The sequence below is a fragment of the Neptunomonas sp. XY-337 genome (genome assembly GCF_004959845.1).
Classification (GTDB): Bacteria; Pseudomonadota; Gammaproteobacteria; order Pseudomonadales; family Balneatricaceae; genus Neptunomonas; species Neptunomonas marina.
The window spans coordinates 132,585-148,733 of the sequence record NZ_SPLL01000001.1 but is presented as its reverse complement, the minus strand read 5'-3'; the positions used below and the strand labels follow the sequence as shown (position 1 = coordinate 148,733).

Sequence of the window (16,149 nt, the reverse complement as noted above, 5' to 3'; positions counted from 1 at the left end):
AATTAAGAGGCGGCACTTGCGCCAATCACCACTAAGCGCGGTCCTTGGGCATAGTTATAGATATGGATGGCATAGATATGAGTATCCACTGGGCTGCTCTGGTAGAGCGCTTTCAACTGCGCTGCTGCGGCATCGGATACATAGACTGAAATCACACGCCCATCTTTCGCTTGTAAAAAAGCACTATGGTCGATTTTGGGGAGTGGAGCATCGCTTGGCCAAAGCAGCAAAGCGTCGTAAACCAACGAGAACTCACCCGGCGTTGGTGCTTGCATTAGCTTGGCATTAAATTGAACAGCGCTTGGAGGCAGCATGGCGCGCTGCTTCTTGTCAGCCATCTGCTTTGACACGTAATTTCTTTGAATAAAGCTAGCTAACTCAACCTGTTTAAACTGTCCTGTAGTGTTAGCCGTTTTGGTATCGGCAAAGGATGGATGAGTGAAAAACAACGATAGCGTGAAAACGAAGCTTATAAACTTTTTCATAGCGATGACTGCAGCAAAGGAGATAACTGAAAAGGCCAGCCTGTCGGCTGGCCCGCTGGAGGACATCTAAGCGAGAGAAAACTTAGATAGTGTTACGAGTACCGTCCCACTCACCCAGCTCTTCTTCTTTTGTATCACCTGCGCCATCAACGATAGCTGTTAACGTTACTTGATCGCCTGCGGTAATTGCGTCACCTGCTGCGTTTAGCGTTCCGATGTTAAACAAAGCGATGAAGCGGTTGTACTCAGTTTCGGAAACATGACGGTAAACCGGTACCGATGTCATACCACCTAAGTCGTTTGCGTTGAATAGATTAGAGGATGGCCCTAGACCAACCGCCATAAGAGCAGGGCGGTCATCGTCAGCGTAACCGGCAGCATCAAAGCCCTGGCCCGCTTCACCCATTACGCGCTCATAACCACCCGTCCAAACGGCAACTTTAGGAGCTCCGTTAAGTTGGTAACCATCAAGAATGTCGTCCGAGTCTACGTTATTCCAGGTGTAGCCACAGCCGTTTGCAGCGGGTGCTAAGAAAATATTGCCTGCAACAACTGCGTTTGCACGGCTAGCAATTACATCCTCAAGATTGGAGCAGTCTACCGGAGAATCTGCCGGAGTCAGCGTTGTGTTGATGTACTGAAGGCTCTCGATGCCGCCCGCATTCATGATTTCAGCCGCGCCTACCGGAAGATCAAGAATGCTAAGCGCCTCAGATGCAGCACCAACGGTGATGTATTGCCCACCGGTCGCGCCAAAGTCACCTGTTGCATCCTGAATCATCGAGTCGAAACCGGAAGGCAGTGTGTTTTTGTTCAATACACGGAAAGTACGAATGCCTTTGTTTAGCTCATCCATCATAGCAACGTGAGCTGCTGCGGATGCACGCGCATCAGTATCTTGTAAAGCGATTGTCGCTGTACCTGCGATCGCAGCCAAAATAGCAACAACCACCAGAAGCTCAAGCAGCGTGAAACCGCCTTGTTTAGCTTTTAAGCCTTTGGCTTTAGCGCGTAGGTTCGCGTCTTGAATGTCGTTGATATCTACTTTTGCGAATTTTTTCAGAAGGTCAGCTGTTTTTGCTTTAGAGAACATTGTTTTAAAACCTATAAGTTAAAAATCAAATTGGAGACCGTTGACATAAGCGCAGATTCCTCCCACAGGAACTGTGACAACTTAACCAGTCCGATTTATAACGCTTCCTTTGGTTTTTACTGGCCGAAACGTGGGCCAGCTCTTCCATTTCAGTTGCAGATCCTTTGCAACCTACCGTGTCCCTTTATCCCCCTAGGATAATAGAGACGAACTCTGTGCTTTAAGCGAGCAGGTCACGCTTAAGAAGGTGTTTAATAGGCGACTCACTCGCAAGCGCTTGGTCGCAGTCCAGCACGTAGCGGTATTGCTTACCGCAGCTGATGATGATCTCTTTTTGGCCGCGGCGAAGGATCTTCATCTCAACGCTGATATCCCCATAGCCATCGTGCATGAAGAGGTCACTGTAAAGGTCAATGAGTTTACCCAGAACTTCCTTGTGCTCTTCGGCACGACCTTTGGAGTTCTTGGTTGCTTCACTCATGCTCATGTTATGTTCCGCTAAGGTTAAGGTTACTTTTGGTCTTCAAATAACAATGAGAATAATTATCGTTATTATTTGAAGACAGTCAATACTTAATTCGCTTTTTCTGAACTATTTTTCGAAAACAGACGTTAAAATAGGGGCTTTTGACGCGATCAGCAGATAACCTGTACGCTTTGAGCCTGCTTTGAACGGAGCCAGTGCTTTCTCGGTTCGGCTAACACTAAGCCAATCACCTTGTATTAAATCGATAGGGAGCACCTGTGAGCTGCTGGATTGGTTGGTCACCTCCAGAACCGTGAGGTATATACCTTCGAGCTCAAACAGGGCATTCGTACGGACCGACAGTAGTGCATTACTAGACAACCTAGACAGGTCAGTCACGCGTTGCGAACGCTGATGAATGTCTTCATCTAGCGCTGATTTGCCATTTAAAAAGCGTGCTGCATGGCGGTTTAAACGGATAAGGGTGGAAGCAGGCACAGGGGCACTTGCAAGCCCAGAGGAGGGTTTTGCATGGGCTTGTGTAATGTAATCCAGCCGCTCTGGAACTTGCTCTTGTTGGATGAGTGCTTGCTCTGCCGCGCGTGTGCTCTCGCTGAATCGGCCATAGTCGAGTTCTTCGATCTCTTCGGTTTTAGCCTTGGCATCATGCGGGTTAGTAATAATATGCGGCGTGATAAGCATGATGTACTGAGCATCCGACTCGACATCTTTTTTCCCCTGAAACATCTGGCCCAAGATCGGAATATCACCAAGTACAGGGACGGTAGAGCGCTCACTTTTATCAACTTTGTTGATCATGCCACCCAGCGCGATGGTGAGGCCATCTTTAGCCACAACAATGGTCTTTAGGGTGGATTCTTCAATTGTATCAAGCAGCACTGAATCGATTTCACTGGTTCTTTCGTTATAGAAAGGAAATTCCATACCCTGTTTTTTCAGTTCTGATGTTGATTGCAGGATATCGATTGTTACCGTACCGTCTTCGTTCACGCTTGGAAGTAACGCAAGCGTGTTACCAACTTTGCGCACTTCGGTTTCAAGCTCAGTTTTAGTGGTAGATGTCGTACTGGTGTTGCCTGTATTCGTTGTTGTGGTGCTACCGCCATCCAAACTGGTAGCAATCACCTGATCTTCGCCAATAAACAATCGAGAAGGGCGGTTGTTGGATGCCAGCAAAATGGGCTTCGCGATCACCTCGGCGCGGTTGGTTTCTTCGAGCAACTCTATTTTTGCGTTAACAAATTTACTGTAGTACTGGTAAAAGCCCCCCGTGACAGCATCAAAGCCCGCTTGCCGAACCGAATTATCAAGGTACTGCTGAATAACGCGGTTGACGTTGTTGACGCTCATATCTTCGAGCTTAACTGTTGCATTACCAGCCAAAATATCGGTGATTTTGGTGCCATCGTCATAGGAAGCGCCCGGTACGTTTAGCGCGCTGTTGTAGCTAAAATCGAAGTCTTGGGTGTAAGCGTCGCCTTCGGTGATACGCAAAATCTTCGTTTCTAAAAGCACCTGTGGGGTGGGCTTGTCACTCTCCTGAATAAGGTCTTCAATTTCTGCGAGTGCGCGCTCATCGCTCGTGCGCACAAACATTAGATTATGGATTTTATTGGTGGCAATAAAGATTGGCGTCTTGATACCGAGCTTACGGCCTTGAGCATCAGCATCGAGCTGCTCGCTGCCATTATTCTGAATCTGCTTTAACTGTGTGGTAGAGAGCTGGCTATTATCTACCTCTTGATGAATGAGGGCCTTTGTGGCTTCTAGGTCTTGCGGTGTGTTTACACTACCGTTGTTTTGCGCTGCATAGCTGGCATTGCTGTCGCGGTTATTGCTGTTGACGTTGTTTACCGTAACGCGATTGTCATTGCTTTTGCCTGAAGTTGACGTCAGATCCTGTATCGTTTCCAGATAATTTGATGGGATACCGCTAAAGTCATCGAGATCTTTTTGCAATTTCAAAATAACCCTATCGCCATACAAGCTTTGAATGGTGAGAGCGGTAGCGGTCACATTTTGATGCTTAAGCGTGAACGACTTAATGATGTCATCCCGATAGACCACAATATCGTCTTGATACTGTTTCTCGGTCATGATCAGGTAGCTGTTATTGGCTTTGTTGTAGCGATACCAAAGCCCAGAAACGCGCGAAATCATCTCAACGGCGTGCTTCACATCAACGTTCTGTAACAAAAGATCCACCGACGCGCCGCTGGCTTCCTTGGTTACCGCAATGTTTGCGCCACTCAGCGTGGCGAGGATTCGCGCGGTATCTCGGATATTGGCCTCTTTAAACTCAACACGCTTAATGCGCGTTTTGGCAGCTGTAGGGAGCGATGTAGCTAACAGACTGCTCATCACGAGGCAGGAGATAATTTTCTTAATCATTGGACTACCATTTGCTGCCCGTAACTGCCGGTTTCGACGATTAGGTTCAGATCATTGATTTCTAGGATATGGAGCACGGCACCTGAGGAGACCACCTGCTGCAAGCCAACTTTGTCACCTTCTTGCACCACAAACGTACCAAGGCCATCTATCTCGAGCAGAGCCAGCTTTTTACCCGCACTTTCGGTAACACCACGAAAACTCATAGCCGGTAGGTCGCTAAAGGTTTTCTTTTGTAGATTACCCACCGCATCCTGTTTCTTGGCGTTAACGGTGCTTTGTGGTTTGAAGCGGATTTCGTTGCTTGGTTGGGGTGGGGCAAGGGGGTTGGCAAACGGGTCTCGAACACGATTCTTGATGTGCCGATCAAGCTGCTTGTTCAGCGCTTTATAGTATCCATCCATGATAGGGATTATGTTGTCTATTCCCGGAGATAGCTGCACATTAGTCGCATTTTTGTTGCTTTTGTCATCTGAGTTCGCAACTGAGCTAACGCCAATCAAAAGGCTTAGAAGCGGTAGCCATATGCACAAAACTGTTGGCTTGATTTTCATCAAAGCGATCTCCGAATGTTTACATCAGATTCATTTTTACTGGACGCAGTAGATATGTTTGGTCGCAGTTGAATCATTCGAAGCGGCGATTCTAGACCTTTTTTAAAACAAGTCAATAATGAAAATGATTTTCATTTGTGTATAGTGTGGCGCTAATTTTATGAGGTAGTGACGATGTTAAAGATAAAAATTCTGATGGCGGTTGCATACACAATACTGGCAGGGTGTGTCGCAAATAGCCCTCAAACAGATACAACCACAGCCGCTGTATACCAACCGAGTCCGCTGCATGACGATACTCATATCCATGGCAATCAAGCCAACGAGGCTAACGATATCGCTGAGCTTGAGATCTTTATCTATCCGCAGCGCATTGATGAAGAGGGTTATACCGTCAAAGTGGATGTCGAATAAATGCGGTAGATCAAAGAAGACGATATTGCAAATCATTATCGTTAAAAGTTAAGATAATTATTGGTGTGTTATCAACACGCTGTCGCAGAAAGTTCAGCGTCCGTGGGGGATGTGAACGAAGCAGTCGGTTCATCGTGGTTTTCAACTGCTTCGCTGCAAATTCGTTATTGAGATGAGCTTCGTTGAAGCTGTAATGGATTTTACCCCTGGAGCAATGAATGAGTACCCTAGCTTCTGCTGCCAACCAGCAGGCCTCTGCAAATGAAAACCCTAAATCGTCTAACTCTCGCTGGCTACTGAAAAGTGGCTTGGTTGCACTCGCTGTGTCGGGTGGCGTTTTTGCCTACACATTTTATGAATCTCGTATCAAGCCGTTATCGGGCTACGGCGACGATTGGGCAGCGTTAGAAGAGTTAAAAACTAAAGACCCTCGCGCGCTTTCTGGCGGTGATCTCACCCATTTTATGTTTGGTGATATCTCCTTCGAGACCGAGGCCGCCAACTTACCATGGCAGCTCTCTGCAGCTTTTGACGCTGGTGATGGCGTATTTGAACGGCCATTTTCTGCTGCTGTTCCGTCTGGATTTCGTAATGATGCCGATGGCGTAGGGCCGCTGTTTAACCAAGCATCCTGCGAAGGCTGCCATATCGCTGATGGCCGAGCAGCGCCTCCAACCTTACCGAAACAGCCACTAGAGGGGTTATTGTTTCGTGTTTCTATCCCCGGTGCTGACGCGCACGGCGGGCCCAATCCGCATCCGATATATGGGGGTCAGCTAGCCGACAAAGCGATTGAAGGCCACAAGCCAGAGATCAGTTACCAGATCGACTATGAAGAGATCGTTGGCTATTACGCTGATGGCACGCAGTATCGTTTGCAAAAGCCGATCTACAGCTTCCCCGAACAAAACTACGGGCCGCTTGGCGATAACGCTATGATCTCGCCGCGTATTGCGCCGTTTATGATTGGTATGGGCTTGCTGGATGCCATCACGGATCAATCTATTTTGGATCGGGCGGATCCTGATGATAAAGATGGCGATGGCGTATCGGGACGTCCGAATATGGTGTGGAGTGTTGAGTCCAACGAGTATCAGGTTGGCAAATATGGCTGGAAAGCGGAGACGCCAACGCTCGCCCATCAGTCTATGGATGCCGCCGTTAATGATATGGGCATAACCAACCCTTTATTCCCCGCAGAAAACTGCACAGTAAAACAAGCGGACTGCGGTTCAGCGCTGTCTGGTACAACCAACGCCCCCTACGAGATGACAGCACAACAGATGGATGAAGTGGTGGTTTATCTTGAGTTCTTGGCCGTTCCGGGCCGAGACTACCTTGATAATCCTGCGGTGCAAAAGGGCGAGCAGATCTTCTCTGCTATCGGTTGCGAATCTTGTCACCGTGCTGAATTCACAACAGGTACGCAACAGCGCCAGCGTCGTTTGCATAACCAAGTGATACACCCATACACGGATCTGCTACTTCATGATATGGGGCCAGATCTCGCAGATCATCGCCCAAGCTTTGATGCCGATGGCTATGAATGGCGTACTCCACCTTTATGGGGTATCGGTATGGTAGAGCAGGTCAATGGCCATACTCGCTTCCTGCACGACGGCCGTGCTCGCAATCTCGAAGAAGCGGTGCTTTGGCATGGTGGCGAGGCGTTGCCTGCAAAAGAGCGCTTCACTGCACTGGTTAAAAGCGACCGCGATGCGGTGCTGAAATTCCTAAAATCCCTCTAATCTGATCATCTTCGCAGCTCGCCCTTCCGGTGCGAGCTGCTTCTAATATGAAGGCATATATATGACAGCACTGTTTAAACCGAACGATGCGCTCGGCATCCGTTCTGAACTAGCGCATGTTAGCCAGCAACTTAATGCTGTTGTGCTTGGTAAAGAGCTACAAATCAAACTCTCGCTCACTTGCTTGCTGGCGAATGGGCATTTACTGCTTGAGGATGTACCTGGCATGGGTAAGACCGTGTTGTCCCATGCGTTGGGTGCTGTGTTGGGTTTGGCATATAAACGGGTTCAGTTTACTAATGATCTGCTTCCTGCCGATCTCTTGGGTTACTCCGTGTATGAGCAAGCAAGTAGCGACTTTCGCTTTATTGAGGGCCCGGTTTTTTCGGAGCTTCTATTAGCTGATGAGATCAACCGCGCTACACCCAAAACGCAAAGCGCGCTCCTTGAAGCGATGGAGGAGCGTCAGGTTAGTCTGGAGGGCGAGACCCGTAAACTCCCCGAGCCATTCTTTGTGATTGCCACTCAAAACCCGGCTGAACAGCTTGGCACCTCCGCTTTACCCGAATCACAGCTTGATCGTTTTTTGATACGCATCTCGATGGGATACCCTTCAAAAGAGTCAGAGCTCAGTATTTTGGCCGGTGATGATCGACGCGTCATGTTGAGCACGTTGCAATCTGCATTAACTAAGCAGGACTTAGCAGGCTACCAAACTGCCGCACGCGCCATAGCGGCGAGTGAACATGTGCTGATCTATCTTCATGCGCTCTTAGAATATAGCCGCGAGTCAGGCCTATTTGTAACGGGTATCTCCACACGCGGCGGACTAGCAGTACTGCACGCAGCGAAGGCGTGGGCATGGCTAACCGGTGACGATCTCGTTCTACCATCGCATATCCAGGCAGTATTCCCCTACGTGGTAGGACATAGGCTGCAGCGCCGCGACGGGCTATCTGATCCGATGGGTAATGCACTGGCTATTCTTGAGCACGTTGAGATTCCGCGCTGATATGAAAGCCTCCAACCTGCGCGCCTTTAAGTTGCGCCTGACAGCAAATGGCTGGGTATTCTTGCTCGCTGTTGTGACGATTTTTTTAGTATCGATCAACTACAGTAACAACCTTATTTTCTCCTTCTGCTTCCTACTGCTGGCCGTGTTTCTTGTGAGCCTTTGGCTCAATCTGCGTAATATCCTCGGGATCGAGGGCCGCGTTACCGCTGCTGATTCGGTACATGCTGGTCAATCACTCGTTTACCGTGTACTTATCGAAAACAGCAGTGCACACCATAAAGCCCAGTTACATATCACGGATGCTACCGAGTTGGTGTCTGTAGCTTCAGGTGATAGCACGTACGTCAGCGTCAGCCAAACCGTGCACGAGCGCGGCCAACGGTCTGAGCAAGCGGTGCGAGTTACCAGCCGTTGGCCATTGGAGTTGTTCGAGCTCTCTTGTGACATCTGCCTTTGCCCAACCGTTTTAATCTACCCGCAAGCGGTTGAACACAAACCCGTGCAGTTAAGATCAGCAGGAAACAACGCCCACCTGCACGATGCTTCAGATGAGTTAGCCGGATTAAAAGCCTATCAAGCAGGTGATAACTTGCGGCGCGTGCACTGGAAATCCCTAGCCAAGCATGATCAGTGGGTGGTGCGCCAATTCGATGGGGAAGAGGGGGAGCCCTCCGGCTGGCTATGTTGGGAGGATACTGCCTCGCTTCAGTATGAGGAGCGCATCAGTTGCCTAACTGAATGGGTGGTGTATTGCTATGCAACGAACCGTGAATTCGGATTACGCCTTCCTCAGCATTCGATTACACCGGCGAGGGGGAGTCAGCAGTTATATCAGTGCCTATCGGCACTCGCTGTTTTGCCATACAAGGAGGACAGTGTGCCATGCTAGCCTCTGGGTTGATGCAGCGTTCATCGTCTAATCACTGGGTTATATCCCTGTATTTCCTGTTGGCCACTCTGCCAGGTTTAAGCGTGATGCCAGCATCGTTTGCCTTGCCGCTGGCGTTCCTCATCAGTGGTATTGTGCTCGTTAAGGCTTGGCTGCCAGCCAACGGTAAGGCTGTTCTTATCGTGGTGTCGCTCGTGATATGGGCGATCTGCGTCCATTGGCTACTGGATGATTGGCTCAGCGGCCATACCTTTTTGAGTGGCTTGTATCTGGTTGTTACGCTCAAGTGGATTGAGTCTAAGGGCCGCACAGAGAGCATGGTCGTTACCACTATCGGCTTAGTATTATTCGCGTTAAGTAGCTTGAGTTTCTCCGGTTTTACCGCACTGGCCTATCTGTTGTTGGGCGTTTGCGGTTACCTCTACGTCACCCTCTTACTGAGTGGCACCGCCACCACACAGATGGTAGCAACCAGTGCCAAAATACTGGTATTAGGCACGCCGATTATGGTGTTGTTATTTGTGACAGTGCCACGCATTCAAGGCCCTTTATGGGATCTTGGCATTGTGATGGGGCTGCCGATTGAGCTGGTCATCGACCAAGATCAAAAAGAACAAGGTTTAACAGCGTCATTGCAAGCGGGGCAGATCTCACGGCTTAAAAAGAGTGATGAGCCGATCCTCGTTGCTGAGTTTTCAGGAACCGTTCCCTACAAAAGCCGCCTTTATTGGCGCGGCCCCGTCTATTCGAACTACACCGGCACCGAGTGGCAAATGCGCCCGAATTGGGATAACCGCACTCAATTGCTACGCAAGGCGTTTCGCAAGCAGCAAGATCTTGACAGTGTGATCACCTCAAAACGTGACTTGGTGGCGTATGAGGCACGCATCACAGCCAACGGCAAACGTTGGATGTATGGCTTGGATTTCCCTTACGGTAGCAGCCCCGAGACCTTTATCTCCGATGAGTTTCAGGTACTGGGCATCCGTAAACTCAGACAGGAGTTTAACTACGAGCAGCGCGCTTATCTGGAATACACGGGAGGCCGCCCGTTATCACAAGAAGAGAGGCAACGTTTTCTTCAGTTACCGAAAAAATCCAATCGTCGGCTTGTGGCCTGGGGCCGCGACATGGCAAAAGGCGCGCAAACAACTAATGAGCGAATACACCGGTTGCGTGTTCAATTGGCAAGCGGTGAATATCAGGTGACGCAATTACCCGATATCGACGTATATCCCGATAGCCTCGATGAGTTCTTTTTTGAGCGCAAACAGGGTGGGGTTGAGCACTTAGCCAGTGCATCAGCTATTGCGTTGCGAGCTGCAGGTGTGCCAACCAGACTGGTATCGGGCTATCGCGGTGGTAGTCTCATCGCCCTCACTAACTTTGTTGTAGTGCGCCAAGCCAATGCTCACGTATGGGTAGAAGCATGGGATGATGCGATCGGGTGGCAACGCGTTGAGCCATTGGATTTTGTCACACCGCCTAAAAAAGAGGAGCGAGCGCAAGCAGAGGCACCGATCAAAAAGCCGAAAGTGAAAAACTCGGCTCAAGCCGCTACTGATACCAGCAGCGCTCCATCTGTGGCCACAAAAACACCGACCAAGCGCCAAGAGCGCCCTCCTGAAAGCAACCTAAGCTGGTTGCGGACCTTGAGCAGCGGTCTTGAAACTTGGGTGCTGAACTACAACCCAGAGACGCAAGTTGAGTTGATGAAAAAGTCAGGACTGCGCGTGGTGGACTGGAAATCCTTGTTGGGGATCACCGCGCTGGGGCTTGCGCTCTTGGGCACAATTTACGGCGCTGTGTTGGCTATGTCGCGTCGTAGGCGCAATAACGTGCTATTCCACTTTGAAAAGCTCAATCATCGATTATCGAGCAAAGGTCTTGAGTGCTTACCACACGAGTGCCCACACCAGTGGCTCCAGCGGATTGAAGAGCCGGCCGCACAGATGTATCCCGCTATTGCGGCGGTGGTTCAAGACTATATCAACCTGCGCTATACCCCTGCGGCCGATGCAGCTGAACGTCAGGCTCGCGAGGCTCGATTTATTACTAACAGTAAACGCCTGTATGGGATGTTGTCATGATATTTAACTTCAAATTACGCCTTGCCTACACCTTAGCATTGCTGGTGCTCTCTTTACCCAGTTGGTCGCAGCAAGATGCAGCGGATTATAAGACTGTGATGCAACAGGTGATCGCACGGGGCGATAGTATTGTTACCGCCTATGCGCCGGACGAGCGTGTCAAATACGGTAATGCCTTCTCGGATCTCTACTTTGGTGGTTTTGAAGGAGAGGGGCTAGAGTTTGCGGTAGGGCAGGCGGATCAGCAAGCGATGATAGAAATTGAGCTTGGCTTTAGTCGGCTGATTAATGCGGCGGTGAGCGGGCAACCAAAATCAGACGTTGAAAGCCAATGGCGTGACCTTAAAGCCAAGCTGAGCGTTGCTCCGATGATAGAGAGCGCCACTAGCAGTTATTGGGAATTGGTGGTGCAATCGCTGCTAATTTTACTTCGCGAGGGGGTTGAAGCCCTATTGGTGCTTGCCGCCTTATTGGCTTACATGCGTAAAGCTGGCGCCGCTGACCGCACTCGCTACGTTTGGCTGGGCGCAGGTGCTGCATTAGTTGCAAGTGTACTGACCGCATGGGGATTACAAACGTTAATCCAAAACAGCGGTGCTACGCGTGAGGTGATCGAAGGCGTGACGATGATTATCGCCGCGTTGCTGCTCAGTTACGTGAGTTTTTGGCTGTTTTCCCGCCGCGAAATGCAACATTGGCAGAACTTCGTGCATGATAAACTTGGCAGTGCTATCGACAATCGAAACTTGTTGGCGATCGTGTCAGTGGCGTTCTTTGCGGTCTATCGCGAGGGCGCAGAAACCATACTCTTCTATCAAGCTCTGATCTCTGGTGCTGGGTTCCAGTGGGAGCCGATCATGGTGGGCTTTGCCATTGCATGTGCACTGTTGCTGTTAGTTTACGTGCTGATTTTCATGCTATCGGTCAAGCTGCCACTTAAGCTCTTTTTTACCGCCACTGCTGTATTGTTGTTTAGTTTATCGGTGATATTTGCCGGTAAATCGGTGCTCGAATTGCAGGTATCAGGCTGGTTACCCTCAACAGCCATCAACGGCATTCCTACTATCGGCTGGCTCGGGCTCTTCCCCAGTTTGGAGTCTGTAGGTTTGCAGCTGACTTTTCTCATCGCTCCGTTAATAGTCTACGTGCTCTATCGCCGTGTTGGGCAACTAAACGCACCCACGTAAAGTGCTACAAATCCTTACAGTAGCTGGCAGCTAGGTGTGGCAATATGGTGTTTCTCCGTGACTAATTAAGTTCGATTAATGGGAATGTTCATGAAATACCGCCACGCCTTTGCACTGCTCGCTCTCCTTGTTGTTGGCTGCGCCGACATTGACGATAGTTACGAGCCTGCCAGCTTTCAGCGCAACGGCAACAGTCTGGTGATGACAGGAGTGATCGATAGTAACATTGTTACTACGCTTGAAGCCGCTTTAGCCACCCATCCTGATGTCCACCTCATCGTGCTGCAAAATGTAGAGGGCTCAATTGATGACGAGGCCAACCTTGAGGCGGCTCGGATCGTACGACAATACGATCTAGACACGCATGTGCCAGCCGATGGCATGATCGCATCTGGCGGCACCGACTTTTTCTTAGCTGGCGTTGAGCGCACCATTGAGGCGGGCGCGTTAATTGGAGTACACGCTTGGGGCGGTGACGATATTGCTGATGCCGCCGCTTTACCCGACTCACACCCGGAGCATCAGCCGTACCTGAGGTATTACCAAGATATGGGTATTCCGCAGTCCTTCTATTGGTACACATTAGATGCAGCGCCGAGTGAGGATATTCATTGGATGACACAAGCAGAGATTAGTCGCTTCCAACTCACTACCGATTGATGGCGCGGCTGCGGCATATCGGTTGTAATAGCCTTGGGCAGCATCAAAGGCTGTTTGGAATGTCACACATCACGACTGACTCTGAATCAAGAGGCTGACTATGGAGCAACGCGTCAAAGGATTAGATCTTGCGAGAGCATTGGCGATTCTGGGTATGGTTATCGTCAACTTTAAGGTGGCGATGGGCGCAGAGCAGGGCAATCAAGTGCTTATCTCTTTAGCTGCGCTGTTTGAAGGTAGAGCGTCTGCTCTTTTTGTTATTCTCGCAGGCATCGGTATTTCCCTCCTTACCAACCGCTTACGACTCAGTGGTTCCAATACTGATCAACGCCAAGCCCGCAGCACCATCGTAAAACGAGGCCTGCTACTGTTCTTTGTAGGGCTGCTATTTACTCCCATCTGGGAAGCCGACATTCTCCACTTTTATGGCTGTTACTTCTTGATCGCAGCATGGCTTATCGCACGTAGTGACCAAGCCATTCTATGGAGTGGTGCTGCTATTGTGACCCTGTTTCCTGCACTGATGCTGGTTATCGACTACGAATCCAACTGGGATTGGGAGACACTTCGTTACGAAAACCTATGGACTGTGGAAGGGATGCTGCGCCACATTCTCTTTAATGGTTTTCATCCCGTTATACCTTGGAGTGCGTTTTTGCTGCTGGGTATGTGGCTTGGGCGATTAAACCTAAACTGCGCGAGAATCCGCGCCATGCTGCTTCGAACATCGATAGTGATATTTGTTGCAACCGAACTGGCTTTTTATCTGCTGCGTGAAGTGATAGGTGCCAATATCCAGGGCTTGAGCACAGACGATATCAACTTTCTATTATCTACCGATATCATCCCACCCATGCCTCAGTATCTGATCTCTGCTGCCAGTTCTGCGGTCTTCGTATTGGTGCTGTGCTTGCACCTCTGCGATCACTTTACGCACAGTCGTTTGCTCTATTGGCTCAGACAAGCGGGAAAAATGGCTCTGACACTCTACGTTGCGCATGTCGTTGTAGGCATGGGCGTATTAGAGGAGCTCGGCATGTTAGGGGGGCAAACCATCACGGCCTCACTCATCAGTGCGGGGATATTTTTTATGGGTGGGGTGTTGTTCAGTGTGTTGTGGTTAAAGCGCTATCGCAGCGGCCCACTTGAATGGTTATTCCGCAGAGTTGCAGGTTAGCAACGGCTTAAAAAGGCAAAAGGCAAGCTGTTGTTTTACAGCGACCAAGCTATAGTTAATAGGCTAACTAATTGAGGTGCCTAACGATGGCCCTAACCCTTGCCTTTGATGTCTATGGTACGTTGATCAATACCCACGGTTTGGTTGAGAAGTTGCATACGCTCATCGGGGAGCAGGCGTCTGATTTTTCGGCAACATGGCGTGACAAACAGCTTGAGTACTCATTTCGTCGCGCGGTGATGGGGGCTTATGCTGATTTCTCAGTTTGCACACAGGATGCGTTGGAATACACCTGCAGGTTGTATCAAGTCGATATAGATCATGTGCAAAAACAGCACCTTCTAGCCGCCTATACACAATTGCCAGCATTCCCTGACACCCGTGAAGCGCTGCAGCAGCTCGCTCAGCGGGAACATCGTTTATTTGCTTTCTCTAACGGTAGCGAGCACTCAGTACGACAATTGCTATTATCAGCAGATGTTTTGCACTGTTTTCATGGGATTGTGAGCGCGGCTGAGGTAAGCACCTTTAAACCTAATCCCACTGTCTATCAGCACTTTCTCGAAACAACCGGCAGTATCGCCGAGACGACTTGGCTTATTTCGAGCAATCCGTTTGATATTATTGGGGCAGAGCAGGCGGGTTTCAGTACCGCTTGGATCCAACGCGATAGCCGCCAAGTATTTGACCCTTGGGGCACTAAACCCACCGCTGTTTTCGCAGACCTAACTGAACTTTTAACACAGCTAAGCTAGTTTTTATCAAAATCAAAACCGCTCACTAAGTCGTTTTTGAAATACACGTAATCTGTGCTGATGTAGTCATTGTTTTTGTAACGGTGGTAACGCCACACCTCGGTGTTACCTCGGAATGCAACTCCGTTAGGTTCACCCCATGCCCAGCGCACTTGCTGCTTGTTCATACCAACCGCCACCTCTTTCATGATGGCCATTTGCTGCAATTTGCCCTCAACAGCTAGCTGCTTACGTGATGCCTCACCGCGCTCTTTGGCGCGCTGGCGCTTGGCACGTTGTTTGGCTTCCCAATCATCCAGCCATTTGCTGTTGGTTTTTTTACGCTCAACTTCAACTTGGGGTGGTTGATAAGGTTTTGGGTTATTGGGCATCACGGCGCTGCGATCACCAAAGTGGAGCAGATAGTCATCGCAAGAGAGGGATGTTTTAACCTTTTCACCCCCGATGTCGCACGTATTTACCGCCAAGCAGGAGCCGCTAAAAGCTAACAAAAAAGATAATGAAGCGAATGTAACTAATTGTTTTGCAATAATTAACTTCATTTAAAGCATCCTTGCCTAAAAAGTAAAAGCTTCATAATAACAGCACTAAGATGAATATTAGCTTTTTTTGATAACCTTGCTATCACTTGTCTGAATAGATTAGATTTCACGCTTTTTGGAGCCATTCATGATTCACCTGATCCTCGGCGGGCGACGTTCTGGCAAAACTCGCTTTGCAGAGCAGTTAGCGCACAACTCCGCCAAGCAGGTGCACTACGTCGCAACAGCGCAAGTATTCGATACCGAAATGGGGCAGCGCGCCAAAGCCCACCAAGCTGAGCGCCCAACAACTTGGTATACGCATGAAACACCGTTTGAGCTGGCTAAGGTTTTGGCGCAATTTCGTGATGACAATCACTGCCTATTGGTGGATTGTTTAACCATGTGGGTGACCAATATGCTCTGTGCCGACTACACACCAGAGCAGATAGCTGCAGAGCGCAAAGCGCTTATTGATGCGATCCAAGCAAGCCGAGCAACCATCATTTTTGTTTCGAATGAGACGGGGCTTGGTATTGTCCCAGAAGGGGCATTAACACGTCGCTATTGCGATGAGGCTGGCATCCTGCATCAAGAGATCGCGGCGCTTGCGGATCATGCAGCATTGATTGTGGCGGGCCTGCCACTCACCCTGAAAAACGCCGCAGCAACAGGAACCTAAA

16 protein-coding genes are annotated in these 16,149 nt (G+C 49.6%); 10 read left to right on the top strand and 6 right to left on the bottom strand.

Going from position 1 to position 16,149, the window contains the following annotated elements:
• Positions 1 to 2: 2 nt before the first annotated feature.
• The 5 genes from E4L36_RS00825 to E4L36_RS00805 form a co-directional block, all read right to left on the bottom strand.
• Positions 3 to 350 (bottom strand): hypothetical protein, encoded by a 348-nt coding sequence (locus E4L36_RS00825; protein WP_136678586.1) that lies wholly within the window; start codon positions 348 to 350, stop codon positions 3 to 5.
• Positions 351 to 567: 217 nt separating this feature from the next.
• Positions 568 to 1,578, bottom strand: a complete 1,011-nt coding sequence (locus E4L36_RS00820; protein WP_136678585.1) for a prepilin-type N-terminal cleavage/methylation domain-containing protein — start codon at positions 1,576 to 1,578, stop codon at positions 568 to 570.
• Between the two features lie 220 nt (positions 1,579 to 1,798).
• Positions 1,799 to 2,059, bottom strand: a complete 261-nt coding sequence (locus E4L36_RS00815; protein WP_136678584.1) for a hypothetical protein — start codon at positions 2,057 to 2,059, stop codon at positions 1,799 to 1,801.
• Positions 2,060 to 2,170: 111 nt separating this feature from the next.
• Positions 2,171 to 4,456, bottom strand: coding sequence for a hypothetical protein (locus E4L36_RS00810; protein ID WP_136678583.1), 2,286 nt, complete (start codon positions 4,454 to 4,456; stop codon positions 2,171 to 2,173).
• Complete coding sequence (locus E4L36_RS00805) at positions 4,453 to 5,010, bottom strand: hypothetical protein (protein ID WP_136678582.1); 558 nt, start codon at positions 5,008 to 5,010, stop codon at positions 4,453 to 4,455. The genes E4L36_RS00810 and E4L36_RS00805 overlap by 4 nt, the downstream gene beginning before the upstream one ends.
• 174 nt (positions 5,011 to 5,184) lie before the next feature.
• Between E4L36_RS00805 and E4L36_RS00800 the strand changes: the two genes are divergently transcribed.
• From E4L36_RS00800 to E4L36_RS00760, 9 genes are all read left to right on the top strand, one after another.
• Entirely contained in the window at positions 5,185 to 5,424 is a 240-nt protein-coding gene (locus tag E4L36_RS00800; RefSeq protein WP_136678581.1) for a hypothetical protein, read from the top strand.
• 218 nt (positions 5,425 to 5,642) lie between these two features.
• The gene (locus tag E4L36_RS00795) at positions 5,643 to 7,172 is read left to right on the top strand and encodes a di-heme oxidoredictase family protein (protein ID WP_136678580.1); all 1,530 of its coding nucleotides are present in this window, start codon (positions 5,643 to 5,645) and stop codon (positions 7,170 to 7,172) included.
• A 61-nt stretch (positions 7,173 to 7,233) separates the two neighbouring features.
• Positions 7,234 to 8,184 (top strand): AAA family ATPase, encoded by a 951-nt coding sequence (locus E4L36_RS00790; RefSeq protein ID WP_136678579.1) that lies wholly within the window; start codon positions 7,234 to 7,236, stop codon positions 8,182 to 8,184.
• Between the two features lies 1 nt (position 8,185).
• Positions 8,186 to 9,076 (top strand): DUF58 domain-containing protein, encoded by an 891-nt coding sequence (locus E4L36_RS00785; RefSeq protein WP_169051434.1) that lies wholly within the window; start codon positions 8,186 to 8,188, stop codon positions 9,074 to 9,076.
• Positions 9,070 to 11,166: a DUF3488 and transglutaminase-like domain-containing protein gene (locus E4L36_RS00780; RefSeq protein WP_136678577.1), complete on the top strand. Its 2,097-nt coding sequence runs from the start codon at positions 9,070 to 9,072 to the stop codon at positions 11,164 to 11,166. The genes E4L36_RS00785 and E4L36_RS00780 overlap by 7 nt, the downstream gene beginning before the upstream one ends.
• Positions 11,163 to 12,353 carry an FTR1 family protein gene (locus E4L36_RS00775; RefSeq protein ID WP_136678576.1) on the top strand — a complete coding sequence of 397 codons (1,191 nt, stop codon included), beginning with the start codon at positions 11,163 to 11,165 and terminating at the stop codon, positions 12,351 to 12,353. Before E4L36_RS00780 ends, E4L36_RS00775 begins: the two co-directional genes overlap by 4 nt.
• A 90-nt stretch (positions 12,354 to 12,443) precedes the next feature.
• Positions 12,444 to 13,013 carry an alpha/beta hydrolase gene (locus E4L36_RS00770; RefSeq protein WP_206064470.1) on the top strand — a complete coding sequence of 190 codons (570 nt, stop codon included), beginning with the start codon at positions 12,444 to 12,446 and terminating at the stop codon, positions 13,011 to 13,013.
• A gap of 100 nt (positions 13,014 to 13,113) precedes the next feature.
• Entirely contained in the window at positions 13,114 to 14,190 is a 1,077-nt protein-coding gene (locus E4L36_RS00765) for a DUF418 domain-containing protein (RefSeq protein WP_136678574.1), read from the top strand.
• A gap of 86 nt (positions 14,191 to 14,276) precedes the next feature.
• A complete protein-coding gene (locus E4L36_RS00760; RefSeq protein WP_136678573.1) occupies positions 14,277 to 14,945 on the top strand; it encodes a haloacid dehalogenase type II in 669 nt (222 codons plus the stop codon).
• On the opposite strand, the gene E4L36_RS00755 is transcribed toward E4L36_RS00760, so the two are convergent.
• Positions 14,942 to 15,487, bottom strand: coding sequence for a hypothetical protein (locus tag E4L36_RS00755; protein WP_136678572.1), 546 nt, complete (start codon positions 15,485 to 15,487; stop codon positions 14,942 to 14,944). The genes E4L36_RS00760 and E4L36_RS00755 overlap by 4 nt on opposite strands.
• 127 nt (positions 15,488 to 15,614) lie before the next feature.
• On the opposite strand from E4L36_RS00755, the gene cobU reads away from it, so the two are divergent.
• A complete protein-coding gene (cobU, locus tag E4L36_RS00750) occupies positions 15,615 to 16,148 on the top strand; it encodes a bifunctional adenosylcobinamide kinase/adenosylcobinamide-phosphate guanylyltransferase (RefSeq protein WP_136678571.1) in 534 nt (177 codons plus the stop codon).
• Position 16,149 lies beyond the last annotated feature (1 nt).

What these genes read in the sequence shown, in the direction of transcription:
- E4L36_RS00820 (WP_136678585.1), bottom strand. Translation starts at nt 1,578, where the DNA reads ATGTTCTCTAAAGCAAAAACAGCTGACCTTCTGAAAAAATTCGCAAAA.
- E4L36_RS00815 (WP_136678584.1), bottom strand. Translation starts at nt 2,059, where the DNA reads ATGAGTGAAGCAACCAAGAACTCCAAAGGTCGTGCCGAAGAGCACAAG.
- E4L36_RS00810 (WP_136678583.1), bottom strand. Translation starts at nt 4,456, where the DNA reads ATGATTAAGAAAATTATCTCCTGCCTCGTGATGAGCAGTCTGTTAGCT.
- E4L36_RS00805 (WP_136678582.1), bottom strand. Translation starts at nt 5,010, where the DNA reads ATGAAAATCAAGCCAACAGTTTTGTGCATATGGCTACCGCTTCTAAGC.
- E4L36_RS00800 (WP_136678581.1), top strand. Translation starts at nt 5,185, where the DNA reads ATGTTAAAGATAAAAATTCTGATGGCGGTTGCATACACAATACTGGCA.
- E4L36_RS00795 (WP_136678580.1), top strand. Translation starts at nt 5,643, where the DNA reads ATGAGTACCCTAGCTTCTGCTGCCAACCAGCAGGCCTCTGCAAATGAA.
- E4L36_RS00790 (WP_136678579.1), top strand. Translation starts at nt 7,234, where the DNA reads ATGACAGCACTGTTTAAACCGAACGATGCGCTCGGCATCCGTTCTGAA.
- E4L36_RS00785 (WP_169051434.1), top strand. Translation starts at nt 8,186, where the DNA reads ATGAAAGCCTCCAACCTGCGCGCCTTTAAGTTGCGCCTGACAGCAAAT.
- E4L36_RS00780 (WP_136678577.1), top strand. Translation starts at nt 9,070, where the DNA reads ATGCTAGCCTCTGGGTTGATGCAGCGTTCATCGTCTAATCACTGGGTT.
- E4L36_RS00775 (WP_136678576.1), top strand. Translation starts at nt 11,163, where the DNA reads ATGATATTTAACTTCAAATTACGCCTTGCCTACACCTTAGCATTGCTG.
- E4L36_RS00770 (WP_206064470.1), top strand. Translation starts at nt 12,444, where the DNA reads ATGAAATACCGCCACGCCTTTGCACTGCTCGCTCTCCTTGTTGTTGGC.
- E4L36_RS00765 (WP_136678574.1), top strand. Translation starts at nt 13,114, where the DNA reads ATGGAGCAACGCGTCAAAGGATTAGATCTTGCGAGAGCATTGGCGATT.
- E4L36_RS00760 (WP_136678573.1), top strand. Translation starts at nt 14,277, where the DNA reads ATGGCCCTAACCCTTGCCTTTGATGTCTATGGTACGTTGATCAATACC.
- E4L36_RS00755 (WP_136678572.1), bottom strand. Translation starts at nt 15,487, where the DNA reads ATGAAGTTAATTATTGCAAAACAATTAGTTACATTCGCTTCATTATCT.
- cobU (WP_136678571.1), top strand. Translation starts at nt 15,615, where the DNA reads ATGATTCACCTGATCCTCGGCGGGCGACGTTCTGGCAAAACTCGCTTT.